The organism is Paraburkholderia sp. D1E (genome assembly GCF_052682275.1).
The window spans coordinates 4,473,752-4,498,128 of the sequence record NZ_JBQYMB010000001.1 but is presented as its reverse complement, the minus strand read 5'-3'; the positions used below and the strand labels follow the sequence as shown (position 1 = coordinate 4,498,128).

Sequence of the window (24,377 nt, the reverse complement as noted above, 5' to 3'; positions counted from 1 at the left end):
CCCTTATTTCGCGGATTTGTCTGCGTTGCGATAACCGAATTGGGGAAGTATTCCCCGCCCCAGCTGCGACTGGAAATTTTAACGACTGATTGGAGGAGTCAACACATGAAACGTACATACCTTGGACTGGCTTTAGCCGGTACTTTGGCGGTCGGCGCATATACGTGGGCGAGCGACGCGGCTGAGACCGCACCCAAATGGCTTGCGAATATTCCGGTGGCGAGCGCCAAGCCGTTCGGCTTCGATATCAGCGCATCGGCGGACGGCAAGTACTACCTTGCGGACGGAGCGAACGCGACGCTGGACGTGTTCGACACGAAAACGGCTACGCTGCTCGACCAGATTAAGGCGGACTTCGCTGGCATTGGACCCAACCATGACAAATCGGGGCCGTCGGGGGTCACCCCTGTGCCGGGCACGTCAGTGGTGTACGTGGGCGACGTCAACACGGTCAAGGTGATCGACGTCGCAGCCAAAAAGCTGGTTAAGACCATTACCGTCAGCACGTCCGGCATCCGCGCCGACGAGAGCTGTCTGGACCCGGAGCATCATGTCGTGATGTTCTCGAGTGGCGCGGAGGAGCCACCGTTTGCCACCTTTATCAATACCGAGACCCAGGCGGTGATCGGGAAACTCACGCTGAAGGGCTCGACCGGTCTTGAAGCGTGCGGGTATGACCCGAAGGGCAAGAACTTCGTATTGAACAACGATGGTACGAAAGCCAATCCGAAAGGAGAGATTGATGTAATTCCGGTCGCGTCGGTTCTCGAAGGCAAGCCCATCGTTGCGAACGTATTCACGCTGAAAGGCTGTGAAGGTCCGACTGGTCTCGCAATGGGCCCGGGCAACGATGCACTGATCGGATGTGATCCGGACGAGGGGGGCAAGCAGACCACGGTGATCATCGACCGTACGAACGGCCAAACGGTCGCCGAGTTGCCGTTTGGCGGCACCGACGAAGCCGTGTACGACCCGGTGTCGAATCGCTATTTCCTGGCTGCCGGTCACCGTTCGGCGGACAACGTCTCGCAGGTTGGCAGCAAGACGGCGAAGTTCGACCCGGCGCTCGGCATTGTCGACGCCGCTACGCGCAGCATCGTCGCGATTGTTCCGACCACGGCGGGCGCGCACTCGGTGGCGGTGGACGGTGAGTCTCATCGTGTCTTCGTGCCGCACAGCCCGGGTCACTCGGAGCAGTTCGCGGGCGCCGGCGTAGCGGTATTCGCGACCCAGTAAGCGATCCGGCGGTCGTCCGGCGCGAGAGCGTGCGCCGGACGACAAAGTTTGCGGCGTCGCGACCCATCTAACTTCAGTCATTCAACTTTCAAAGAGACTCAATCATGGTCCAGTTTCGTGCAGTTTCAGCTGCACTCGTCGCATCGCTTGGCTTGATGCTTGTCGAGGCGCCTGTGGCGATGGCTCAACAACCGGCTAGTGGGGAGCAAGCGTCCGCATCCATGAGCGCATCAACGCCAAAGCAGGTCGCCAAAGCTCAGCGTAAGGCTGCGCGCAAGGCCCGGCGGGAAAAGAAGAACGCCGAGTTGAAGGCACTCGAAAAGAACGGCTATCGGGAGTCAGGCAATCAGGATAACTATCCGCAGAATCTGATGGATGCGGAGCGAAAGGCTGCTGCATCAAAACACGCTACGCCGGCGTCCGCATCAGGTCAATAACACGCTCAGCATTAAGGGTGGCGCTGGGGGCTGCGTCCTCAGCGATAAGTCGGATCAAAAAGATGATCGGACGTGTTGGTAAGCGAGCAATCTTTCTGGTTATAGCGACGCGCGCCCTCCAGCATAAGCTTCATCTATCGAGCGCTGCTCGAGTTGTCATGAAGAGGAGACTGGTTTGAGATTCTGTCGTTCATTTCCGTCAAAAAAGGTCGTATTGGCCGCATTACTTGGTTCTGCATGCCTCGCTTTCCTGAGCAACGTTAGCGCAGCCGACACGACTGAAGCGCAGCAGGCAGCGTCCCCGCTTGCAAGCTATTCGCTGAGCCTGAAGCAGGCAATGAAGCTTGTTGAAATCGCAACGGCAACCGCGCAGAGCCGCCATCTCGCGATGAGTTTCGCCGTGCTCGACCCGGGAGGTCACCTCATCATGGCCGTGCGCATGGACGGCGCGCCCTTTGTCAGCGTTGATTTCGCGCGCGGCAAAGCGTTTGCCTCCGTTGCGCTCGGCGGTCAGTCCGGTGCGACGCTGGAGCAGCGTTTCAAGGACGATCCTTCGGAGTACAGCAATGTTTCCGGTGTGGGGTATTTCGCTCCGTTTCTGCCGGGACGGGGTGTGTTTCCTGTCTTTGTCGACGGGCATCTGCTAGGTGCTGTCGGCGCGAGTGGTGCGCCCTCTGAGATCGATGATCAGGTCGTCAAGGGTGCCATTGAAGCAATCGGTGCAACGACTGTGCGATGACACGTCGTGTCCTATTGAAACGATAGAAACGATATTGGGAAGATTTTCATGAAACGTGAAACAGAACAACGCGATGCAGTGGGCGTAACAGGCGCCATGGACGACAGGCATGCATCGACATGTGATGCTACCGACGCTTGCCGCCGATCGATTCTGAAGCTTGGTTTCGGTGCGTTTGCGGCGGGCGCTTTAGGATTGTCCGGCGCCACTCGCGCGCAAAGTGGCACGTCTCAGGAGGCGCCTGTTGCGGCACCCTCGCGCGAAGGTCAGACTATCAAACTGGTGCCGTCGCTGGACACGGTCAGGGTTGGACAGATCGAGCCCAGTGCACCGACGGCGGTCACGATCAAGTCGGGCGATACCGTCTGGTATGACGGCACGTGGACCAATTGGGGCAATGAGGCAAAGTATGGGATGGGCTTCAAGGAGCGCGAGCCGATTCGAAAAAAGTATCCCAACGGTGCCTTCTCGCTGATCGGACCCGTTTCGATCATTGGTGCCGAAGCGGGCGATCTGGTCGAATGTCGTATGTTGAAGATGCGGCCGATCGACTGGGGCTGGAATTCCGCGCCTCCCGGCGTCGGCGCATTGCCGCACGATTTCAAGCCTTACCTGCGCTATCTGAAATTCGACAAGGACAGGACCGCCGCCGCGTACGTGCCCGGCGTCAACATTCCGCTGAAGCCATTCCAGGCGTATATCGCCACGCAGCCGACCGGCGAGAAACCCATCAGCGCGAATCTGGCCGGCAATTACGGCGGCAATCTGGATTGTGCCGTGCTGGGCGTGGACACGTCGATCTTCCTGCCTGTACAGGTGAGCGGCGCGCGGGTGTGGACAGGCGGCTCCATGGGGGCCTCGGGTGAGGGCAACGTCGATCAGACTTCGATTGAGACGGCCTTCGAAGAGATGCGTATCCAGTACATAGTGCACAAGGGCGCTGCGCTGAATGTGCCGATGGCGGAGACACCTGACCACTGGATCGGTTTCGGGTTTTCCGACACCCTCGAGAATTCGCTGGTTGCCTGCCTGCGCCAGATGATCAGCTGGCTGTCCGCGGCCACCGGCATTGCACCGGAAGATTGCTACGGAATCTATAGCGTGGCTGGCAGTTTCCGTGTGACGCAATACGCCAATCAGACCGGAACGGTCTACGCGACTATTCCGCCCAAGGGTATTCATTGCATGCTTCCCAAGCGGATATTTACCCCCGCGCTTCAGCGACGCATCGCAGCGTTCACAAGGGCCTGAAGCCATGATGGTGCGTCAGTTCAATCGATGTTTGCTCGCGCGTGGCTACGGCATGTCAGCCGGGTGGTGTGCCCGTGTACGAGTTGCAATGGAGATGATCCGATGAATACGAAAGACCCGAAGCCGTCTATCGAGAGCGCCCTCGCGAAGACGCGCCGTGCAGGGCCCGTGCTGGCCCTGCTGGTGTGCTTCCTGGTGATCGTTCTGGACGGATTCAATACCACGTCGATCTCCTTTGTTGTGCCAAAACTCGCTCATGAATGGCACCTGGCGCCAGCGCTCTTCACGACCGTTTTCGTGGCGACGAACATTGGCGCGGCGATCGGTTTCATGGTTTCCGGTCCGCTCGCTCAACGTTTCGGGCACCGTGCCATTGGTGTTGCCAGCGTTGTGCTATTTGCCGGGAGCACGCTGCTGACGGCGTATGCAAACAGTATCGCCAGTCTGTCGGTCATGCGTCTCGCGGCGGCCATCGGTCTGGGCGCGGCGTTGCCGATCGCCATTACGGCGGCGGCCGGCATCATCGGCGCGAAGCATAAGGTGGCGGCGTCCCTGCTCGTTACGACCGGCATGTCCGTGGGCGCAGTCACGGGTGGCGTGGCGGGTGGCGCGTTGATGGGTCACTTTGGCTGGCAGTCTATCTTTGTGACCGGCGGTGTGCTTCCTTTCCTGCTGGTTCCCGCGTTTTTCCGCATCCTCCCGGCGCGCAGCCCGGTGATAACCGATGCCGGCGCCGCGCGTGCGTCCAACCCGCTCAAGGCGTTGTTCGAAAATGGTCTGGGTGCCTACACGTGCCTGTTGTGGCTGTTTTCATTCCTGATTTTCATGGATGTCTACGCACTGCTGTTCTGGGTGCCGACGCTGCTGGTGGATTTTGGCTTCTCAACGGACCACGCGTCGGTCGGCATGGCGGCTTTCAGTATCGGTGGTCTGAGCGGGAACATTGTGATGACCGGTGCCGTCGCGGTGATGACGCTTGCCGGTAGGCTTAGGGTGAAATCGGCTCTGGTTCTGGGATTGTTGCTCGTGATGCTCAGCATTGCCGGCCTTAGTCAGGTGGTGGTGACGCCCGGCATCGTCCTGCTGCTCATCGGTGTGATCGGTGCCGGTCTGGTGAACGGCATCATGGGCCAGACCGCGCTCGCAGTCGCCTTCTATCCGCCGGAGATACGCGCGACCGGGGTCGGCTGGGGACATGCGATCGGGCGGGTCGGTTCCTTCGTGGGACCGGCGATTGGCGGGGGCTTACTGTCCCTCGGCTGGCCAGTGCGCGACATTTTTCTTACCGCCATTGTGCCCGCCGGTGCTGCGATCCTTGCGCTCGCCGCCTTATCGTTGATCGGTCGTAGAGCGGTTCAAAAGTTTCCCGATAGCGCCGCAGTGGAGAACTGAGACTTGCGACTTCCGCTTACTGACATGTCGTCAATGGATCCCGAAAGCGCCCGTACCTTGCTGCCGCTAGCGATGCACCTGGCACGGCGCCCCCCCCGCATTCGGACTGCAAATCCAGCTGTTTAATCCAACGCAAAGGCATTCTCGATCATGAAGATTATTGCTTATTCCGATGGTGGCCGTATCGCACTTGGAATCGTCACCAGCCCGACGCATTTCGTTGCTGTCTCCGACATTGCTCCGGACCTGCCGTCCAGCCTCATTTCAATTCTGGAGCAGCAAGACGGGCTTACACGCTTGCGGTTAGCGGCAGAAGGGCGGCAAGGCGATCAGGTTCTCGCTGACGTCACGCTCAAGCCCTTCTTGGACCGCCCGAACGCGATATGGGCTTTGGCGTTGAACTTCAAGAGCCACATTGCGGAGACGGGACTCCAGACGTCGAAGGAATATCCCCACCTTTTCATGCGCACCGCTGCGTCGTATGTCGGCGCTGGCGAGCCGATTCTGGCGCCGCCAGAATCCGTTGCGCGCGCGTTCGACTACGAGTGCGAACTAGGTGTCGTTATCGGCACGCCTGGACGTTATATTCCGGTGGAGCGAGCGCTGGAACATGTCGCGGGTTACACCTGCCTCAACGAGGGATCGGTTCGCGAGTTCCAGATGCACAATCGCCAATTCGGCCTTGGCAAGAATTTTGAGGCATCCGGGTCCTATGGACCGTGGTTGATGACCCGTGACGAATTTGGCGATCCCGCAAAGCACACAGTGATGACACGCATCAACGGAGTCGTTCGTCAGCGAGCACCTCTCGACGATATGCTGTTGAGCGTCGCGCAAGTGATCAGCTATCTGAGTCAGGGCTATCGTTTGCGGCCTGGCGACCTGATTGCGATGGGAACGCCTGGCGCGTTGAAGCCTCAGCCGGATGATGTGGAGGGCCAGGATCTCTCGCGTCAATACGGTCCGTTTCCGACACCAGGTCTGGTGCATATGCGGCCGGGAGACTGGGTCGAGGTCGAAATCGACGGGCTGGGCGTTCTCGGTAATCCGGTAGTCGCCGATGCCTCCATCTATGAGCGTGGTTACGCAACGCAGAAGTCCGCAGCCTGATTCCGTTTATGGCGTATTGCGGCTTTCAGGCGGCGTAGAGTTCATTCTGAACTCCACGCCGGCGCCTAGCCTCGCTGATTATCCAGCGTCACCGAATGCCTGCGAAACTCACTGGGTGGCACCCCCATGTGTTGCGCGAAGAAACGTGTGAAATGGCTGTGTTCTTCGAACCCCAACTCTTCAGCAACTTCGGAGAGCGGTTTATCGCTGGCGCCAAGCAGATGGATCGCATGCGACATGCGAACCCAATCGATATAGTGCTGCGGTGAAATGCCCATGCATAGTCGAAATTGCTGAAAAAATCTCGACCTGGATAGGCCGACTTGAGCCGCCACCTGAGCGACGGTGGGATTCGTGACTGACGCCTGCTTGATGAAATCGACCGCTTTGCGGATGCGAAAATCGATCGGTCTGCCTGATGGGACAAGTCCAGCCGTCAACGCAGGATCGGCAAAATCGCGACCGAGCGTGGTCACCAGATCCGCAAGAATAGGCATGCAATCGTCGTCCTGGGCGACCAGGTGGTTTGTGATGACCGCAGCGATACGATCCACATGATGTCGCACGTCCGGCGTGACGACGACCTCGGCTCTCGGGAAAATACTCGCGGTGCCGTTTTCAGCGAGTTTCAGTTGCTGGCGCAGCCAGGCTGCTTCGATCACGAGCGAAAGAATCAGGGAAGGCTCGTCGTCGTTACTGCTTTTCGAGTGTTCGAGCCATGGATTCAGGCAGATGGCCCGCTCGGCCGTAAGCGCGCAATCGTCTGTGCCGACGTGGAATTTGCAATTGCTTCCACCAAGCTTGAAAAGGAACTGGTATTGGGAATGGGCGTGAGCGACAAGCGCACGGCTAATGAAGTTCACCGTTGCTCGCCCAAAACTTCCTTGCAGAATCCAGACGGGCTTGTCGCCATCAATTGGTACGGTTGTCATGCCAAACATTTCTCCTCGTTGAACGAGGCGGTGCATTGCGCTTTGCCGGGTTCCATGGATACAAAAAAGACGCTTCGATAAGCTGCGCGGGACTGCGGAAAGGCCGTCTATCGACAGCGTGCATAGACGACACTTAATCAAAAGTAAGGACTGCAGTCAATCGGTAGAAACGTGTTGTGGCGCGTATTGAGATTGTGCAAAATCGAGACGATTTGACAAGCGATCGGCGCTTTCGATCAGGTCTTGCGACGAAGGTCAGCTTATATTGAATCCATCGTGTTATTCGAAAGTAGGAACAGGCATGCCGTTTTTTGAACGAGAAGGGATACGCTTCGCATACGACGAGTTCGGTCCTTCCGGGGCACCTGTCGTTGTCTTCAGTCATGGTTTCCTGATGGACGGCGACATGTTCCAGCCGAACATTGAGGAACTTCGGAAGGAGTTCCGCTGCGTCGTATGGGATCAGCGCGGTTTTGGCGCAACCGGAGCCACAACGCGAGCATTCAGCTACTGGGACTCCGCACAGGATCTCATCGCCTTGCTCGATCATCTGGAGGTTGCTTCGGCATCGCTTGTCGGCATGTCCCAAGGGGGATTTCTGTCAATGCGCGCGGCGTTGCTGGAGCCGGATCGCTTTCGGGCGATCGCCCTGATATCGACGAGAAGTGATGTCGACTCCGAGGAGGTCCGCCAGTCCTTCGAAGCGTTGAAAGCGGAATGGGCGCGCAATGGCGCGAAGAATGTCGCACAGAATCTGTCGGCGTTTCTGTTCGGTCCCGAGTACGCTGCATCGGCATGGATCCAGAAATGGATGAACGCTGGTGCAGATCACTTCGAACATCCGGTCAATGCCCTTGTCTCCAGGGACGACATCACACCACGCCTCGCCGAGATTACGCATACATCGATCGTATTTCACGGACGCGACGACGCCGCCATCAGCCCGGGCTGCGCGGAGGCGCTCGCCGCCCGGTTGCCGAACTGCAAAGATCTTATTCTGGTCGAGCGGGCGGGACATACGCCGAATTTGACTCACGCGGATATTGTGAATCCGCCGTTACGAGATTTCCTGCTTCGCTATGCTCGCTAGGACAAACCACTGCACAGGCTAGTGCGAAGCCGTCGAACCTACCTGTTGCACGACACGATCTAGTTGTTGTTTTGTGGCGCCTGAGCCGATGTATCTTGATCAGTAGCGCCTTGGTCCGCGTGCGGCGGTTGATAGCGGGGGTGTTCGTGGTCGTGATTCACATGCATATGCTCACTGGCAAAGGCCGGCGCAACAAGAGCAGTGCTTAAAACCACGATGATGAAAAGTGCAGTTACTTTCATGATGATCCTCTCCGCTTGAGCTGCAGAGCGTCGGTTTAACGCCTTATCTATTCTATCCATCGGGAGGACCAGCGGAAACCCGAAAGTGGCCAAATCCAGATGATCGCATTTGAATCATTCGTTTTATGGACAACAAGTTGACCATGTCATCGATGTCGGCGGGGACTTCACACGTGAGCGGATTGGCCAATGGTCCGATCCGACCACCATGCGACATGGGTATTGCAAATCAGTTTAACCAAATGACCAGATTGGAATAATGTTCATTCTAGGGATGACCTGGAGCAGCCGATGAACACCCTTTTTGGAAAAACCACGGTGATTACCAGCGCGTCGTCCGGAATCGGTAAAGCGGTTGCGCTTCGCCTCGCGAGCGAGGGCAGTCACGTCTTTCATCGCCGGGCGTAGCGCTGAGCGGTTACAGGAGGTCGCACGGACGATCGAAGGCGCTGGCGGCAAGCAACTATTGGTGCTTTCGATCTGCACGATTACGACGCGCTGCACGTTTTCTTCGCTGAGGCGGCCAGCCGGACCGGGCGCCTCGACATCATGGTCAATGCAACTGACGTTCATCGTCCCGGCACCATTGCGCAGGGCAGAACGTCGGACTGGCGGGCGATGTTCGAGACGAACGTGATCGCCGTGTTTGCCTGCAGCCAGGCCGCGATCTGCGCGATGCGTGAGACCACGAGCAAGGGGTATATCGTGACCATTTCTTCATACGCAGGTGACGGTAACGCCTATCACGTCTATGGAGCGACGAAGGCGGCGGCCAATTCTGTCTGCCGCGCGCTACGCCACGAACTCGCGGACGAACCGATCCGCGCGATAACCATCATGCCCGGCGCAGTGGCGACCAACTTCGGGCGGCACTTTCCGCCTGAATTCGTCAATGGCATCTTCAAATCGCTCGGCATTCCAGTCGAATACGAGGAAGGCGAAGTGCTGTCGGATGATAAGCTTGAGCGTCTTCAAGCCCGCGCCTCGGCCGTTTTGCCTCGCCCGATGACATCGCGCGCGCTGTCCTGCACGCCGTCACCCAGCCTCATGACCTCAGCGTCTCCGAAATACTCATTGGGTCTCGCAAGTTCTTCCCAAATGCAGCCTGACGCGACCCCAACCGGCGGTGACAAGCGTGACCGGATTCTCGATGCGGCGTTGATGCTGTTCCTGTGCTATGGCGTCAAGCGAACCTCGATTGACGCCATCGCCCGCGAAGTCGGTATCGCCAAAGGCACGATTTATCTCTCTTTCGATTCAAAGGCTGCGCTTTTCGCTGCAATCGCCGATCGGCTTTGTGCGAGAATACCTTCGGATGCCGAACGAATTTAGAGCGACACCACGCCGCCGACCGAGCGGATCGTCGAGGTGCTCGACTGCTATATCGGTCGAATGCATCGGCTCGTCGCCGAGTCTCCGCATATTGCCGAACTGACCACGTCGCGCGAAGCATTGGCGACGCAACCGTTCCAGACTCTGGACGGGCAAATACGCGCGTTGCAGAGCGCTGTTCTCAGCGAGGCTGATATCGATCGGGACGAGGCGGTTGCGATGTTCATTGCGGCCGGACTCGGAACGTTGCAGACGGGTGACGCTGCCGCTCAGCCGTACCGGGGACGGCTGAGCGCCATGGTTGACACGCTGGTGGCGGGGCTCGCCTACCTCGCGAAAGCATGATGCTTCGACGCGGATGTGTCTTCGGGCGCGACGCCTGAATCCGCTGCCTTCCGGGCGGTGCGTGACGACTGATACTTGTTCCAGCCTCCTCATTGCGTGAGGCGCATGCAATTCCGTGCCCAGGCACCGTTTCAAACAGACTACGGCGAAGCGGAAAAATCACTCGTAGACGCGGCGCTGACGGTCCGTCATCAGTTGCGCTGCAATTCCGATACCGCAGTCGACCGACCAACAGCACTGAAGAAAATCGTCACAACTGGTGCGTATGTCAAATACATAGCTCAACGGAAGCGGGTATCGCAGCGAGGAAAAACCATCATGATGACCATTGGTGAAGTAGAGATACTGCCTGATCAGCGTCGGGTTCTCGTTGCGAAGAAGCCGATCAAGCTGGGTTCAAGGGCTTTTGACTTACTCGAGTTGCTGGCGAGCGAACGCGGACAGCTGGTGTCGAAGGAAGAAATCATGCGTCGTGTCTGGCCCGGCACGGTGGTTGAAGAAAATAACATGTATGTTCAGATTTCAGCCATTCGGAAGATGCTGGACGCGTCGTCTTCGTTGCTGATCACCCTTTCCGGGCGAGGTTATCGTCTTGAGCAGGAACCTCTGCGGGCTTCGTCCACCAAGGCCATAATCGATGTGAATCATCCTGTAGTGCGAAGCAATCTGCCGCTTACCCGTTCGACACTATATGGGTGCGACGAAGCGATCGAAGAAGTCCTTGAGGCGAGCGATGGCGCTGCACTGGTCAGCCTCGTCGGACCGGGTGGCATCGGCAAGACGCGCCTCGTAATCGAAGCCACTCGACGGCTCGCGGACTGCTTTGCGGACGGCGTCCGGTTTGTCGAGCTTGCGCAGGTGTACGAGTCTCAGTTCGTAGCGCGTGCGGTACTCGACGTGCTGGATTCCGAAGGCGCTGGCGATTACCCATCCCATGAACGTATCGTGGCTTCTCTGCGTGGCAAGCACAAGCTGATCGTGCTGGGCAATTGCGAGCAAGTGGTTCAGGCCGTAGCGGATGTCGTTGCAGCGATCCTGGGTGCGCTTCCCACCTGCAAGGTGATCGTGACAAGTCGTGAGCCGTTGAGAATCACTGGTGAATGTGTATACAGGGTGCGCTCGCTGGAAGTGCCGCGGCAAGAGCAGGGCGATATCGATGCGATGGACAAAAGTGCGGTGCAGCTATTCTTTGGCCGCGCGCAAAGCATCGCTCCCCGGTTCACGCCGAACGGCGACACGATTGCGCTCGTTGTGTGCAACAAGCGACAGCCAAGGATTGTTTAACATGAATCTACGCCGCAATTTCGATATTCCGACGGATGATCCATGAAAGTCAAACCTCTTTTTCTAGCGTCTGCAGCCATGTGGGCCACGGTGGCCCATGCACAGAGCAGCGTGACGCTATATGGTCTTCTCGATGCAGGTGTGACGTATACGAAAAATCAACATGTCAGTGGTTCGACCGGTCACAGCAACGTGCAGGCAACCGGTGGCAATCTCAATTCCGACCGCTGGGGTCTGCGCGGCAGCGAGGACCTCGGCGCTGGCATGCGCGCTATTTTCACGTTGGAGAGCGGCTTCAGTATCACAAACGGGAAATTGGGCCAGGGCGGCCGCATGTTCGGCCGCCAGGCCTGGGTGGGTCTCGCGAACGACCAGTATGGCGCGGTGACGCTAGGTCGACAATACGACTCGGTGGTCGACTATCATTGCGCCAATGAGCCTGATGGGCACGTTGTATGGTGGCACCCAGTTCGCTCAGCCATTCGACAACGATAATCTCGATAACTCGTTTCGTGTCGACAATGCGACCAAGTATGCGAGTGCGAACTATCGTGGTCTGAAATTCGGCGGCGTCTATGGTTTTTCAAACCGGGCAGACGCCTTTGCGAACAACCGCCTATATAGCTTGGGCGGGTCATATACCGCCGGTCCGCTGAACGTCGCGGCCGCCTACATGGAGATCAATCAGCCCGGCATGAATAGCACTGGCGCCGTGGATGGCACCAGCACTTCCGCCGACGCGCCGTTCACCGCGCAACGGCAGCGGGTGTGGGGTGCGGGTGCGAACTACTCGATTGGCCCCGCAACAGTTGGCCTGGTATGGACCCAGACGAAGCTCGACAACGCGACCACCATCAGCACCGGCTCACCATCGAGCTCAACGAAATTCGGTAGCGCAAGCGCTCTCCGCTTCAACAACTATGAAATCAATGCACGCTACGACGTGACGCATGCGTGGCGTATCTCGAGCGCCTATACCTTTACCGATGGTCACCTGAGCAACGCGGCAATGAGCGTCAGACCCAAGCGGACGGATCTCTATCTTGAATGCGTGTATCAGCATGTCAACGGCGCCAGCGGTACGGTGTTGAACGGGGCGTTGATCAACGGCATCGGTACGCAGTCGGCGACGAATACGCAAGTTGCGGTGACCGCGGGCATTCGTACCCGTTTCTAAGATCGCACTCATTTCGGCCCGGCGGCTGGCAAAGCCTGACGTTCCGGCTTTCCCGCACGCTGCCGTCTTAAGAAAGTTTTAGTCCCGAAAAAGGACTTTAAAGAAGCGTCGGCCTACGCTCCTCGGTTTGTGCATTTGCTGCAACGGAAGGCGGCGGTGTGACGAAAGGGTGATTTCCTGTCGGAGTCCATAGGGTGCGAGCGCTCCATCTCGTCTAACACGTCCAGGACGTTGTACTTTTTTGGGCAGAGAATCGATTTCATGCTTACGCGCCTGAGTACCCAACTTGCTATAGGGTTCCTGAAATTCCTGGCAATCCTCCCATACGGCCTTGTTGCCCGCTTCGGCGACGGCCTCGGTTGGCTCCTGTACCAGATTCCGAGCAGGCGCAAGCGGGTGGTCCACACCAATTTGCGCCTGTGCTTTCCGCAATGGGACGCCGCGCGCCGCAATGGAGTTGCGGGACTGCATTTCCGCCATGTTATTCGCAGCTACGTCGAACGAAGCGTTCAATGGTTCGGGTCGGCAGAAAAGCTCGAAAAACTCGTGCGGATCGACAGCGAGATCGATCTACTCGATCCCGATATGCCGCCGACGCTATTGTTGGGCGCGCATTTTGTCGGTATCGAGGCGGGCTCGATTTTTATCAACTACGCGTTGCAGCGGCAATGTGGCGCGCTGTATCAGCCGATCTCGAATCCGCTGCTGGATAAGGTGGCCATTGAGGCGCGCGGACGCTTCGGCTCGCATATGGCAAGTCGTGCCGACAGTGCGCGGATTGTGTTGCGCTGGCTGCGCGATCGCAAGCCCGTGATGCTCGGCGCCGACATGGACTACGGAAAGCGTAACTCCACGTTCGTATCGTTCTTTGGCGTGCCGGCCTGCACCCTAACGGCGACCGGCCGTCTTGCCCGAACCGGTAATGCGCGCGTGGTGCCGTTTATCGGCGAAGTGCTGCCGGGCTACAGAGGGTATCGCGTCAGGGTGTTCAAGCCGTGGGACAACTATCCGAGCGGCGACGATTATGCGGACGCGCGCCGTATGAACGAGTGGCTCGAGGCAGAAATTCCGCATATTCCGGAGCAGTACTACTGGGTGCATAAGCGCTTTAAGACCCGACCCGAAGGGGAGAAGGGCTTCTACTAACGACTTCTGCCGACTCGGCTAACGGCGAGCCTGGCCGTTCGAAGCGGAAGCTGGCGTGCCTTGCTATCTGGTTGGGCAATTCATCGGCTTAACGTGCAGATTTTGACAAGGATAATCTGGCTTAATTTTTGGCTTGGGCTTGGCGCTGGGATTGCTGCTTTTCTTTGCATTGACATGCAACGTGTGAGGCCTGCTGGTGCCAGACGCAGAAGGACCGGTACTCTGGTGAGCGACTGGTGGACGGTTACCCGCATCGGAGCCATTCTGTGCGGTGTTGTCAGCGAGTCCCTGCGCAAAGCCTTGACCGGTGAAGAAGGCTGCTAAGAGCACAGTGGCAATATTCTTTTTGCTATTCATAGTCATAGTGTTTTCGTTGAACCACTTCTGTGATGCATACCCGCCGACCGTTCACGCAATCGTATCCACCAGGCCGCCGTCCACCCGCAAGGCCGCGCCTGTGGTCGCCGAAGCCTGCTGCGAGCACACGTACACGACCATGTTCGCGATTTCCTCCGTGCTTGCCGGCCGCTGGATGATCGAACTGCGGCGATGCGCGCGTACGAACTCGATGCCGACCTGTTCGACCGTTTTGCCCTGCGCCTTCGCCGTCTCTTCCACCATCGCCCGAAAGCCGTCCGACAAAGTGGGGCCCGGCAGCACGGCGTTCACCGTCACGCCCGTGCCGGCGGCCTGCTTGGCGATGCCGCGCGCGATGCTAAGTTGTGCGGTCTTCGAAAAGCCATACGCGAGCATATCCGCGGGAATGTTCAGTGCAGACTCCGACGAGATGAACACCACGCGCCCCCATTTGCGTTCCATCATCCCCTTGAGGTAGCCGCGCGTCAGCCTTACGCCGGACATGACGTTGACCTGGAAATAGCGCGCCCAGTCGTCGTCGGTGGTGGTGAAAATGTCGCCGGGGCCGTACACGCCCAGGTTGTTCACGAGGATGTCCGCTTGCGGTACGGCTTTCGACAACGCGTCGCAGCCCTCGGGCGTGCTGAGGTCGCCGGCGAAACCGCGTAGCTTAGGCGTGGGTACAGTCTTAAGAATGGTGTCGATGGCGCGGTCCACCGCTTCCTGTTTGCGGCCATTGACAATGGTGTTCGCGCCTGCCGCCGCGATCCCTGTGGCGATGGCGAGGCCGATGCCCGCCGTGGATGCGCTGACAATCGCGGTTTTTCCCGATAGATCGATGATCACTGGCGTGGTCCTTGTAGAAACGTTACTAATATCCGCGACGCAACTCCACCTTGTGCAAGCGGCACCGTGCGGATTCTTTATACGTCGATCAGACGGCGCAGGTTATCGCCACCCAAGGGCATGTCGCGCAAGCGCTTTCCGGTCGCATCGAACAATGCGTTGCCGAGCGCGCCGGCGGTCGGACCCATCGACGCTTCTGCAGCCCCGAGAAACGGCAAGCCTGGTCGGTTGATCAGATGGACGTTCAAACTGCGCGGCACGGCGGAATATCGCAGGATCGGGTAGCTGCTCCAGTCGAAGCTGCGGATTCTCGCTGTGTCGAACTGCAATTGTTCATAGAGCGTCCAACTGGTGGATTGAATCAGGCCTCCCTCGATCTGGTTGCGGATGCCGTCGGGGCTGACGATCTGCCCCGCGTCCACCGCCACTTCGGCGTGTTCGAGAATCACCTGGCCGGTTTCTGGCACCACGGATATCTCCACGGCCATCGCCACATACGACATCAGGTTTTTGTACTTGCCGAACGCAAAGCCGACGCCGTGATTGGCCTTGCGCGGCGGCCGCGGCCAGCCGAATTTCTCGGCGGCGAGCCGGATCGCGTCACGCGCGCGCGGATCCTGCATATGCTTGAGCCGGAACGCGACGGGGTCGGCGCCGGCCGCGGCGGCCAACTCGTCCATGAACGTCTCGATCGTGAAGACGTTCATGTGCGCACCGAGCGAGCGCATCGCAGACGTTTGCAACGGCATGGTCGGCGAAAAGTTGTTCATCACGTGCACGTTGGGGAACGCGTACAGAGGAATCGCGTTGCGGTCGCCGCCGCCTTCGGGCTGCAGCATCGGCGTCGACGGTGCCGGCACGAACGGATTCTCCAGCATTTGCGCGGGAAGGAGCCGGCCCGCGTTGACGATCCGCTCGTTGTGCGAACTGCTCCACAACGCGTAATCCCAGCTGACGATGGTGCCGCTCGCGTCGAGCGATGCGCTCACTTCGGTGATCATCGCGGGTGTGAAGTGATCCCAGGTATGCTCCTGTTCGCGCATCCATTGCACGCGAACCGGCTGGCCTGCCACCTCGCGGGCGATCAAGGCGGCGTGCGTTGCTACGTCGTCCGCGCCGTTGTGCCCATAGCAGCCCGATCCTTCAACGTGAATGCAGCGCACATTCTCTTTCGGCAGCGACAGCATTTCCGCGAGCCCATCGCGCAGCGGATAGACGCCTTGCGAGTGCGTCCAGACCGTCATGGTGCCGTCCTTGAACTGCGCGACCGAGCAGGACGGGCCGATCGAACCGTGCAGCATGTAGTGCTTGGTGTACTTCGCGCTCAGTGTTTTGACGGGCGCGCCGGCCGCATTATGCGTGTTCGCAATCTCGATGTGTTGCGTGGAAATCGTCTTCAGATCGCGGTGTACGGTAGCCGGGTCGGGCAACGTGCGTCCGGCGCTCCACTGACTTCCCGCGGCCAGCGCGCGTTGCGCCTGCACCGCCTGCCATTCGCCCGTGGCGACCACCGCCAGCATGCTGCCGTCCCTGATCACCTTGACGACGCCCGGCATCTTCAGAATGTCGGGCGTATTGGTCTGCAGCAGCTTCGCCGCATAGACCGGCGGCAGCACCACCCGGGCATGCAGCATGCCCGGCATCGACATGTCCTGCACGTAGCTCGCACCGCCCGTCACTTTGCCCGGAATGTCCAGGCGCGGCAACGACGTGCCGATCGTCACGAAGGTGGTTGGGTCTTTCAACGGCGACGCCGGCGTGGCCATGCGATGCAGATCGACTGCGCCGACCGCCTGACCGTACGTCATCGTGCGGCCGTCGGGCGCCTTGATGACCGCATCCTGAACTTGCAGCACGTTGCTCTCGACGCCGAAGTGTTTGGCCGCCGCATCGACGAGCAGGCCGCGCACCTGGGCGGATGCGTTCAACAAGGCACTGCCGCTGTCGACGATGGTGTGGCTGCCCGCCGTGAGTCCCTCGTCCGGCGAGGCGCCCGTATCGGCGGTCAAGAACGTGATCAGTGAGGGCGCCATGTTCAGCTCTTCGGCTGCGATCTGCAGCAAGGCGGTGCGTACGCCCGTGCCCAATTCCACCTTGCCGGTGTAGACGGTTACCTTGCCGGCAGGATCGATCTTGATCCATGCATCGAGAAACGGATTGGTCTTCAGGCTGCCCGCGAGCGTCTCGGTCGCTTTGGCGACGTGCACGGCAGCGCCTTCGTCCGCGATCACTTCCTGGGCCATCGCCTTGACCCCAGGCAACAGGCTGAAGCTAACCACGAGCGTGCCGGATAGCATGAAGCGGCGGCGTCCTTCGTTAATATCGTCTTCTTTGACGCTCATTGCGTGCCTCCGTGGGTCGCCGCGCCTTGCGGCGGGGTAGGTGTAGCCTCTGGCGCGGGCAGGTGCGCGACTTCGCGGATCGCGGCGAGGATGCGCATGTGGGTGCCGCAACGGCAAAGATTCGGCTCCATGTGTTCGCGCAGTTCATTCTCGGTCGGCCGCGGGTTGCGCTCGAGCAGGGCTTGGGCGCGCATGATCATGCCGGCGATGCAATAGCCGCACTGCGCGGCCTGATGTTCGATGAACGACTTCTGCAGCGGCCCGGGATGCTCGGCGGTGCCAAGACTCTCGATCGTGCGCACCGGGCGGCTGCCGATCGACGACACGGCCATCAGGCAGGAGAAGGCAGCCCGGTCGCCCACGATCACCGTGCACGCGCCGCATTGTCCAAGCCCGCAGCCAAACTTGGCGCCGTGCAGGTGCAGGTCGTTGCGCAGTGCGTAAAGCAGTGGTGTCGACGGATCGATATCCAGCGCGTGCTGCACGCCATTGACGGTAAGGTTGATCATCGCGCGTTGTTCTCCTTTCTGACCTTGACGACCATGTCCTCGACGTTCTTCCACTCGCCGCGCTGCGAATAGGTCGCGCGGATATAGGACACCAGATCGGCGATCTGCTGGTCACTATAAATTTCACTGAAGGACGGCATGTAGTTCAAGCGGTCCTCACCGTGCCAGCCATTGCCGCTGAGAATCATCTGGGCGGCGTTGCGGGGCGTCGTTGCGTTGACGGCGGTGCTGAACGCCAGCGTGGGGCGCTCGCCGATCGATTGCATCGGCGCGGCGGGGCCGTGGCACTGCGCGCACGATGCGCCGAACAGGATCGCGCCGCGTTGCGCCGCAGGCGACGCATCGGCCTGATCCGCATGAGCCGTGCCCTCGGCAGCGGCGTTCATGATGGCTGGTCGCGCTTTCTGAATCGACAGGATGTAGGTGGCGATTGCGCGCACGTCCTCTTCAGGCACGGTAGCGAGGTCACGCGTGACGGGTAGCATCGGGCCGGCCGCGGCGCCATGCTCGCTGGCGCGGCCGCTGCGTAGATACGTGACGAGCTGTTCCTCGGTCCAAGGCTTCGGCGCCGCGCTGAGTGCATTCAGCGGGGGAGCTTCCCAGCCGTCGACGACGCCGCCGTCGAATGCATGCCCCAGCTTTTCACCACCTATCGCATTGAGCGGCGAATGACATGAGGCGCAGTGACCGAGGCCATCCACCAGCAGCTTTCCGCGATTCCACTCGGCATCTTTTGAGGCATCGGCGGCCCGCTCGCCGGGGTGCAGGAACAGGATGTTCCAGAAGGCCAGCAACGGCCGGAAGTTCAACGGAAAGATCAGGTCGTTGGCAGGCGCCGTCGCATTGACCGGCTCGCGCGTCATCAGATATGCGTAGGCAGCCGAAATGTCGCCATCGGACATGCGCGTGAAGTGAATATAGGGAAACGCGGGGTAGAGCAGGTGACCGTCGCGCGAGACGCCGTGGCGCACCGCTCGTGTGAATGCTTCGAGCGACCAGCTGCCGATGCCGGTTTCGACATCGGGCGTGAGGTTGGTCGCGTAGATGGTGCCGAACGGGGTGGCGAGCGGCAAGCCCCCTGCGAACGGTTTGCCGCCCTTCGCGGTGTGGCACACGATACAGTCGCCGAGCGCCACGACGCGTGCGCCGGCAAGCCTGGTTTGCGCGTCGAACGACGACGCCGCCGGCGGACTGATCGGTGCGATGGCGGGTTTCCACACCAGCAAAGCGACGACGATCAGCGCGGCCACGATGACCACGCCGCCGAACGTCAGCAATTTTGACTTGCGAGTCATTCATGCACCTGTTGAAAGGGAGGACAGGGTGATTCCTTTGCAAACGATTGAACGTCGCTCACATAGAGGACTATGTTGACTAGCGTATCGCCGATGCCATGGAATTTCCTGAAGCTATGCTGAATTCTTGTTAACCGCACAGTGCCCGGACAACGCGCGGACGGCGCGCCGTCCGGGCGTCTGAGCGACGATGCAGCTAGCGAACCAGTCAGGCGATGCGGGCGGCGTGCGGACGGCCGATCGCAAGGTAGTGCGCCAGTGCAATGAGCGGGAAGGCCGTGGCGGCGCCGGCGACCAGCGGCCAGCCGCCGTGTTCATAGAGCGGGCTGGCGAGTGCCGAACCGAAAGCGCCGCCGACGAAGATGCTGGTCATATACAGCGCGTTCAGGCGGTTTCTGCTCGCCGCATGCAACGCATAGATTTCGCGTTGGCCGAGCACCATGTTCATCTGCACGGCGAAATCGAGGATGATGCCGGTCGCGACGAGTCCGAACACGCCCCACGCCGGATGGATCAGCGCCGGCATGTAAGCGAGGGCGCCCACCACGAGCGCAATCAGCGTTGCGCGCACGGTGTGACCCGCATCGGCCAGATGTCCGGCCACCGGCGCTGAGGTTGCTCCGATCGCACCGACCAGCGCGAAGACGGCGATCGCGGTTTGCGAGAGTCCGTAATGCCGAGTCAATTCCACCGGGATCGCGGTCCAGAAGAGACTGAACGAAGCGAACATCAGCCCCTGATAGAAGGAGCGGTGACGCAGAACCGGCATGGTGCGGACCAGATGGCCGAGCGAGCCGATCAGTTCGAAGTAGGTGGCCTTGTGGTCCGGTTGGCGCGGCGGAATCGTCAGCGCCAGCACAGTGGTGACGATCGCCATCAGCACCGCTGCGGAACCGAACACCGCGCGCCAGCCGAAGTGGCCGGCTACGAGACTGGAGATCGGACGCGACAGCAGAATGCCGAGCAAAAGGCCGCTCATGATGGTGCCGACCACCTTGCCGCGCGACTCGTCTGGCGCAAGATGCGCGGCGAGCGGGATCAGAATCTGCACGGCTACGGAGCTGAATCCCACCAGCAGCGAGATCGCGAGGAACCAGCCGGGTTGATGAGCGAAAGCTGCGGCGCCAAGAGTCACGATCGACACCAGCGCGGTGGTGATCATCAGCTTGCGGTTCTCCAGCAGGTCGCCGAGCGGCACCAGAAAGAACAGGCCGAATGCGTAGCCGATCTGCGTGAGTGAAACGATCATGCTGGCTGTGTTGCCGGACATGTGAATGTCCGGTGCGATCAGTTCGGTGATCGGTTGCGCGTAGTACAGGTTCGCGACGATAGCGCCGCAACAGAACGCGAACAACGCGATCAGACTGCGCGTCATCTTGACGTGGCCTGAGCCGCCCGCCGTGGTGGATGTCTGGGTTGACATGACAACTCCTTGAAGTAAAAGAACTGGAAACTTCGGATATCAGCGGGCGATGTTCATTAGCCGGTTGCCCAGCGAAATGCCCAGATCGGTCATCAGCCTGCCGCGTTGCAACTGTTGGTTCTCCCAACGCTTGAGGGCGGTGTCGATCGTTGCGCCGCTTTGCCATGTCGATGACAACGCAAGCGCCAAAGAATGGGCATTGGCCGCGGCCTTCGCGGTGCTGCCCGCCGTGTGTGGACGCGGAACGGATGCGGCGTCGCCGAGCAGGATCGCCCGGCCGAACACCATCCTCGGCGAGTTCAGGTCGACGATCGGCTGCATGAACGGATCATCGGTGGCGTTGGCGAGGGCGCTAAAGGTCGGAGCGAGCAGCTCACGTGCGTCGTCCCTCAGTTGTGCGATGTCCGCGCTTTTGGTCGTGCCCGGCGGCAAGGAAAACGCGCGCGCAACGCCGTTGCGATCGACCAGCAGCTCGTCGAGTTTTTCACGGCTGTATTTGCGGTACCACACCCAGTTCCAGCGGCGCGCGCCGACCGCAGTCGAATCGCCCTCACCCGGAATCAGATAGGCGAGAGCGGAGTGCCCATTGCCGTCCTGAAACGTGAACCGGTCACGCAGCATGTCCGCGGCGTGCCGCGGCAGATCGGGTTCCTCGACGAGCCCGCGCCACGCCACGTAGCCCGCGTAGACCGGCAGGATCTCGGGCAGCAGGCGGCGCCTGAGGGTGGAACGTATGCCGTCGGCGCCGATCAGTAAATCCGCCTGCTCGATGCGGCCGCTTTCGAACTGTGCGACGATCTGCTCGCTTTCCATGTGGAAATTAAGAAAGGTCTCGCCTGCGTGCACGGCCCCCGCCGGCAGCGCATTTTTCATGGCGCGGTACAGCAGGCTCCACGACGTCTGCATCTGCGGCATGTACAGTCGTTCGACGATGCTGTCTTCGCGGTCCAGATAGATGCGCTCGCCCGACGCCACGCCAGGCGGGTTCGGCAACGGAACGCGGGCAAAATGGAGCGCGTCCAGCACATCCGGCTGAAGCACGACGCCGCCGCCGCGGCTTTCCAGTTCATTGGGCGATGTTTCGAACACGTCGACCTGCCAGTCGGCTGCCCGCAAGGTGTTGGCCGCGAGCAGCCCACCGAGCGAACCGCCGATCACGACCGCGCGGGGTTTCTCAAGCGATCTCATGCTGCATTCCTTTGACCTGCGGAACGCGACGGACAAGTGAAGTCATAGTTGAACTCGACCTGAATGGCTTGCATGTTGCACCCCTCACTAGGTAATGGTTGCAGGTTATACGTTGCGTTTTCTTTGTGGAATGAGTCTAAAATGCAATCTAGCATTGCGTTGCACGCAATCAAATCGTCGATAAGGCCAACCATGGACAAACTCCTCGCCCTGAATACGTTGCTGGAAGTGGCCGACGCAGGCGGTTTTTCAAAGGCCGCACAACGTCTGGGGGTGGCCACGTCGTCGGTTACGCGTCTGATGGACTCGCTGGAGGTCTCCCTGGGTGCCGCGCTGCTGACCCGCACACCCAGAAAGGTCAGCCTCACGGACGCCGGCATTGCGTATGTCGAGCAGGTTGGCAAGGTGCTCGACGATTTGGCCGAAGCGGACGAGAGCGTCTTTGACAGTGGCGCGTCGCCGGTCGGTTCGCTCAGAATTTCGGTACCGTCCACCTACAGCCGCTTGCGGCTCGCGCCGCATCTGGCGGCATTCCTTTCCGAGAATCCGCGCGTGTTCCTCGACGTCGTCGTGGCCGATCACTTTGTCGATCTCGCGCTCGACCGGATCGACATCGCGATCCGGATCGGGATGCCCGATCGTGACGCTAACCTGATCGTCAAAAAGCTGGCGAACAATCTGCGCTACGTCGTGGCAAGCCACGACTACCTGGAGCGCAGCGGCACGCCTCAGACACCGCAAGCGCTCGAAGCTCACGAGTGCCTTCGTGTCGCGTACGGCGGCGGCTACCGCACCCGCCAGGTCTGGGCCTTCCGCGGGGACAGCGGCGAGCAGCGCGTCGAGGTGCGCGGCCATCTGTTGTCGAACAGTCTCGACCTCCTGCTTGAGGCGGTGATGGCGGGGCGCGGCGTCGCGTTGCTGCCCGAATGGCTGGTCAGCGCCGAGATTCGCGCGGGGCGCCTGACGCGCCTCCTCGAGAGCTTCGATGCGAGTCCTCATCAAGGCGATGCACTCGTCTATGCCGCGTATCTGCCGAATCGCCGTCACTCGAGCAAAGTGCGCTCGCTCCTTCAGTTTCTGGAAGCCCGGCTTCACACTCCACGCGAAGGCTGACCGGTGACGCGCCCGCGCCAGACAGGCATGCTCCGTCTGAAGGGGCGCGATCCCGTTCAATCGGCCTTACGCGTGGCGCCCGGATTCGAACAGGAACCACACGCGCTGCTCCGCTTCGTCGATCCAGTTTTCCAGCAGGCTCGTCGTAGCGACATCGCCGTACTCGTCGCAGAGCGAATGTGTTTCACGCATGTAGCCTGCGAGCGCCAGATTGTCCTCACGTAACTCGGCGAGCATGTCGTCCGGTGTCACGAAATCCGCGTCGTTGTCGAGAATCCGCTGCAGTTTGGTGATCTGGCCGGTTGAGTGCAGGGCCTTGCCGCCGATCTTGCGCGCGCGTTCCGCGATCGGATCGACCGTCGCGAAGATCTGGTCGGACTGGTCGTCGAGCAGCAGGTGGTAATCGCGGAAGTACGGCCCCGACATATGCCAGTGGAAATTCTTCGTTTTCAGGTACAGGGCGAACACGTCCGCGAGCAACGTTGTCAACGCGCCAGCAATGTCGCGGGTCGCCTCCTCAGTCAGACGGGTCGGTGTCTTCAACGGCGCCGCGCGACGCGCTGCCGCGGTAAGTGCTTCTTTCATGGCGAATCCCTTTGACTGTGTCGATAGGTACAACGTGCGTTCATGACTACGGGTGAGTGAAGTGTAGGAATGCCGTGCACATAAAGTCCTGCAGAAAATGTGAAATGTTCTGAGCGGGCGGCGGCCAGGGTCAAGTCGGGATCGACCGGGCTTTCCCGATCGAAAATCTTTTTTAAGAACTATTAAGGTTCCCGGGAAGGATTCTTTAGAAAGCCGTCGATAGAATGGATTTCAGTTTTTCTCGCACTTGAAGCGAGTGCGACATGTCTTCCCGTGTTCACAAATTCTTTAGGACGTACAAAGCCATGGCAAATCCGAAACTCGAAGTCCTGACGCCTGCAAATTCGCAGATCATCTTCATCGACCAACAGCCGCAAATGGCTTTTGGGGTTCAGTCCATCGACCGTCAGGTACTTAAGAACAACGTAGTAGGACTCGCGAAGGCAGCGCGGACGTTTAACATTCCTACTACGATTACGACAGTCGAATCCGAAAGTTTCTCGGGATACACGTACCCCGAGTTGCTGGACGTGTTTCCGGACCACAAAGTGCTCGAACGCTCGTCCATGAATTCGTGGGACGACCAGAAGGTTCGTGACTCGCTGGCTGCCAATGGCCGGAAAAAGGTGGTGGTGGCGGGTCTGTGGACCGAGGTTTGCAACAACACGTTTGCGCTGTGCGCTATGGCCGAAGGTGACTATGAAATCTATATGGTCGCCGACGCGTCGGGCGGCACGTCGAAGGATGCGCATGATTATGCGATGCAGCGCATGATTCAGGCCGGCGTGGTCCCGATGACCTGGCAACAGGTGCTGCTCGAATGGCAACGCGATTGGGCGCACAAAGAGACTTACAACGAAGTCATGGCGATTGCCAAAGAGCATTCGGGTGCGTACGGGATGGGCGTGGACTATGCCTACACGATGGTGCACAAGGCTCCCCAACGCACGACGGGGACGCACGAGGTTCTGGCACCCTTGCCCGCAAAGAAGTAAGCAGTCGCATT

24 protein-coding genes and 2 pseudogenes are annotated in these 24,377 nt (G+C 59.8%); 15 read left to right on the top strand and 11 right to left on the bottom strand.

Annotated elements, in window-relative coordinates:
* Positions 1-105: 105 nt before the first annotated feature.
* From ACUN0E_RS20130 to ACUN0E_RS20105, 6 genes are all read left to right on the top strand, one after another.
* Complete coding sequence (locus ACUN0E_RS20130; RefSeq protein WP_445567747.1) at positions 106-1,236, top strand: YncE family protein; 1,131 nt, start codon at positions 106-108, stop codon at positions 1,234-1,236.
* 104 nt (positions 1,237-1,340) lie between these two features.
* Entirely contained in the window at positions 1,341-1,673 is a 333-nt protein-coding gene (locus ACUN0E_RS20125; protein WP_445567746.1) for a hypothetical protein, read from the top strand.
* 175 nt (positions 1,674-1,848) lie between these two features.
* On the top strand, positions 1,849-2,412 hold the full coding sequence (locus tag ACUN0E_RS20120) for a GlcG/HbpS family heme-binding protein (RefSeq protein ID WP_445567745.1): 564 nt from the start codon (positions 1,849-1,851) through the stop codon (positions 2,410-2,412).
* A gap of 48 nt (positions 2,413-2,460) precedes the next feature.
* Positions 2,461-3,663: an acetamidase/formamidase family protein gene (locus ACUN0E_RS20115; protein ID WP_445567744.1), complete on the top strand. Its 1,203-nt coding sequence runs from the start codon at positions 2,461-2,463 to the stop codon at positions 3,661-3,663.
* A 102-nt stretch (positions 3,664-3,765) separates the two neighbouring features.
* Complete coding sequence (locus ACUN0E_RS20110; RefSeq protein WP_445567743.1) at positions 3,766-5,055, top strand: MFS transporter; 1,290 nt, start codon at positions 3,766-3,768, stop codon at positions 5,053-5,055.
* A 150-nt stretch (positions 5,056-5,205) separates the two neighbouring features.
* Entirely contained in the window at positions 5,206-6,165 is a 960-nt protein-coding gene (locus ACUN0E_RS20105; RefSeq protein ID WP_445567742.1) for a fumarylacetoacetate hydrolase family protein, read from the top strand.
* Between the two features lie 65 nt (positions 6,166-6,230).
* Here ACUN0E_RS20105 and ACUN0E_RS20100 read toward each other — a convergent pair whose 3' ends face one another.
* The gene (locus tag ACUN0E_RS20100) at positions 6,231-7,133 is read right to left on the bottom strand and encodes a helix-turn-helix domain-containing protein (protein WP_445567741.1); all 903 of its coding nucleotides are present in this window, start codon (positions 7,131-7,133) and stop codon (positions 6,231-6,233) included.
* A gap of 265 nt (positions 7,134-7,398) precedes the next feature.
* Between ACUN0E_RS20100 and ACUN0E_RS20095 the strand changes: the two genes are divergently transcribed.
* Positions 7,399-8,187 (top strand): alpha/beta fold hydrolase, encoded by a 789-nt coding sequence (locus ACUN0E_RS20095; RefSeq protein WP_445567740.1) that lies wholly within the window; start codon positions 7,399-7,401, stop codon positions 8,185-8,187.
* 59 nt (positions 8,188-8,246) lie between these two features.
* On the opposite strand, the gene ACUN0E_RS20090 is transcribed toward ACUN0E_RS20095, so the two are convergent.
* Both ACUN0E_RS20090 and ACUN0E_RS20085 read right to left on the bottom strand, forming a co-directional pair.
* Positions 8,247-8,429, bottom strand: a complete 183-nt coding sequence (locus tag ACUN0E_RS20090) for a hypothetical protein (RefSeq protein WP_445567739.1) — start codon at positions 8,427-8,429, stop codon at positions 8,247-8,249.
* Between the two features lie 234 nt (positions 8,430-8,663).
* The gene (locus ACUN0E_RS20085; protein WP_445567738.1) at positions 8,664-9,002 is read right to left on the bottom strand and encodes a hypothetical protein; all 339 of its coding nucleotides are present in this window, start codon (positions 9,000-9,002) and stop codon (positions 8,664-8,666) included.
* Here ACUN0E_RS20085 and ACUN0E_RS20080 point away from each other — a divergent pair.
* The 6 genes and pseudogenes from ACUN0E_RS20080 to ACUN0E_RS20055 all read left to right on the top strand — a co-directional run.
* Positions 8,895-9,248 (top strand): annotated as a pseudogene (locus ACUN0E_RS20080) (SDR family oxidoreductase); the annotation flags it as partial. The gene ACUN0E_RS20085 and the pseudogene ACUN0E_RS20080 sit on opposite strands and share 108 nt — an antisense overlap.
* 18 nt (positions 9,249-9,266) lie before the next feature.
* Positions 9,267-9,761, top strand: a complete 495-nt coding sequence (locus tag ACUN0E_RS20075) for a TetR/AcrR family transcriptional regulator (RefSeq protein WP_445567737.1) — start codon at positions 9,267-9,269, stop codon at positions 9,759-9,761.
* Between the two features lie 36 nt (positions 9,762-9,797).
* Complete coding sequence (locus ACUN0E_RS20070; protein WP_445567736.1) at positions 9,798-10,106, top strand: hypothetical protein; 309 nt, start codon at positions 9,798-9,800, stop codon at positions 10,104-10,106.
* Between the two features lie 105 nt (positions 10,107-10,211).
* Positions 10,212-11,390: an ATP-binding protein gene (locus ACUN0E_RS20065; RefSeq protein ID WP_445567735.1), complete on the top strand. Its 1,179-nt coding sequence runs from the start codon at positions 10,212-10,214 to the stop codon at positions 11,388-11,390.
* Positions 11,391-11,432: 42 nt separating this feature from the next.
* Positions 11,433-12,567 (top strand): annotated as a pseudogene (locus ACUN0E_RS20060) (porin).
* Between the two features lie 261 nt (positions 12,568-12,828).
* Positions 12,829-13,713 carry a lipid A biosynthesis lauroyl acyltransferase gene (locus ACUN0E_RS20055; protein ID WP_445567734.1) on the top strand — a complete coding sequence of 295 codons (885 nt, stop codon included), beginning with the start codon at positions 12,829-12,831 and terminating at the stop codon, positions 13,711-13,713.
* Between the two features lie 63 nt (positions 13,714-13,776).
* Here the strand turns inward: ACUN0E_RS20055 and ACUN0E_RS20050 are convergent, their stop codons facing one another.
* The 7 genes from ACUN0E_RS20050 to ACUN0E_RS20020 all read right to left on the bottom strand — a co-directional run bounded on the left by ACUN0E_RS20050 (position 13,777) and on the right by ACUN0E_RS20020 (position 21,673).
* On the bottom strand, positions 13,777-14,076 hold the full coding sequence (locus ACUN0E_RS20050) for a hypothetical protein (RefSeq protein WP_445567733.1): 300 nt from the start codon (positions 14,074-14,076) through the stop codon (positions 13,777-13,779).
* A 45-nt stretch (positions 14,077-14,121) separates the two neighbouring features.
* Entirely contained in the window at positions 14,122-14,916 is a 795-nt protein-coding gene (locus ACUN0E_RS20045; RefSeq protein WP_445567732.1) for an SDR family NAD(P)-dependent oxidoreductase, read from the bottom strand.
* A gap of 77 nt (positions 14,917-14,993) precedes the next feature.
* Complete coding sequence (locus tag ACUN0E_RS20040; protein WP_445567731.1) at positions 14,994-17,258, bottom strand: molybdopterin cofactor-binding domain-containing protein; 2,265 nt, start codon at positions 17,256-17,258, stop codon at positions 14,994-14,996.
* A complete protein-coding gene (locus ACUN0E_RS20035; protein ID WP_445567730.1) occupies positions 17,255-17,767 on the bottom strand; it encodes a (2Fe-2S)-binding protein in 513 nt (170 codons plus the stop codon). The genes ACUN0E_RS20040 and ACUN0E_RS20035 overlap by 4 nt, the downstream gene beginning before the upstream one ends.
* Entirely contained in the window at positions 17,764-19,062 is a 1,299-nt protein-coding gene (locus tag ACUN0E_RS20030; RefSeq protein WP_445567729.1) for a c-type cytochrome, read from the bottom strand. Before ACUN0E_RS20030 ends, ACUN0E_RS20035 begins: the two co-directional genes overlap by 4 nt.
* Positions 19,063-19,270: 208 nt before the next feature.
* Positions 19,271-20,485, bottom strand: a complete 1,215-nt coding sequence (locus tag ACUN0E_RS20025; RefSeq protein ID WP_445567728.1) for an MFS transporter — start codon at positions 20,483-20,485, stop codon at positions 19,271-19,273.
* Between the two features lie 39 nt (positions 20,486-20,524).
* Complete coding sequence (locus ACUN0E_RS20020; protein ID WP_445567727.1) at positions 20,525-21,673, bottom strand: FAD binding domain-containing protein; 1,149 nt, start codon at positions 21,671-21,673, stop codon at positions 20,525-20,527.
* 192 nt (positions 21,674-21,865) lie between these two features.
* Between ACUN0E_RS20020 and ACUN0E_RS20015 the strand changes: the two genes are divergently transcribed.
* Entirely contained in the window at positions 21,866-22,786 is a 921-nt protein-coding gene (locus ACUN0E_RS20015; protein ID WP_445567726.1) for a LysR substrate-binding domain-containing protein, read from the top strand.
* Positions 22,787-22,852: 66 nt separating this feature from the next.
* Here ACUN0E_RS20015 and ACUN0E_RS20010 read toward each other — a convergent pair whose 3' ends face one another.
* The gene (locus tag ACUN0E_RS20010; protein ID WP_445567725.1) at positions 22,853-23,371 is read right to left on the bottom strand and encodes a Dps family protein; all 519 of its coding nucleotides are present in this window, start codon (positions 23,369-23,371) and stop codon (positions 22,853-22,855) included.
* 305 nt (positions 23,372-23,676) lie between these two features.
* Between ACUN0E_RS20010 and ACUN0E_RS20005 the strand changes: the two genes are divergently transcribed.
* Positions 23,677-24,366 (top strand): hydrolase, encoded by a 690-nt coding sequence (locus ACUN0E_RS20005; RefSeq protein WP_445567724.1) that lies wholly within the window; start codon positions 23,677-23,679, stop codon positions 24,364-24,366.
* Positions 24,367-24,377 lie beyond the last annotated feature (11 nt).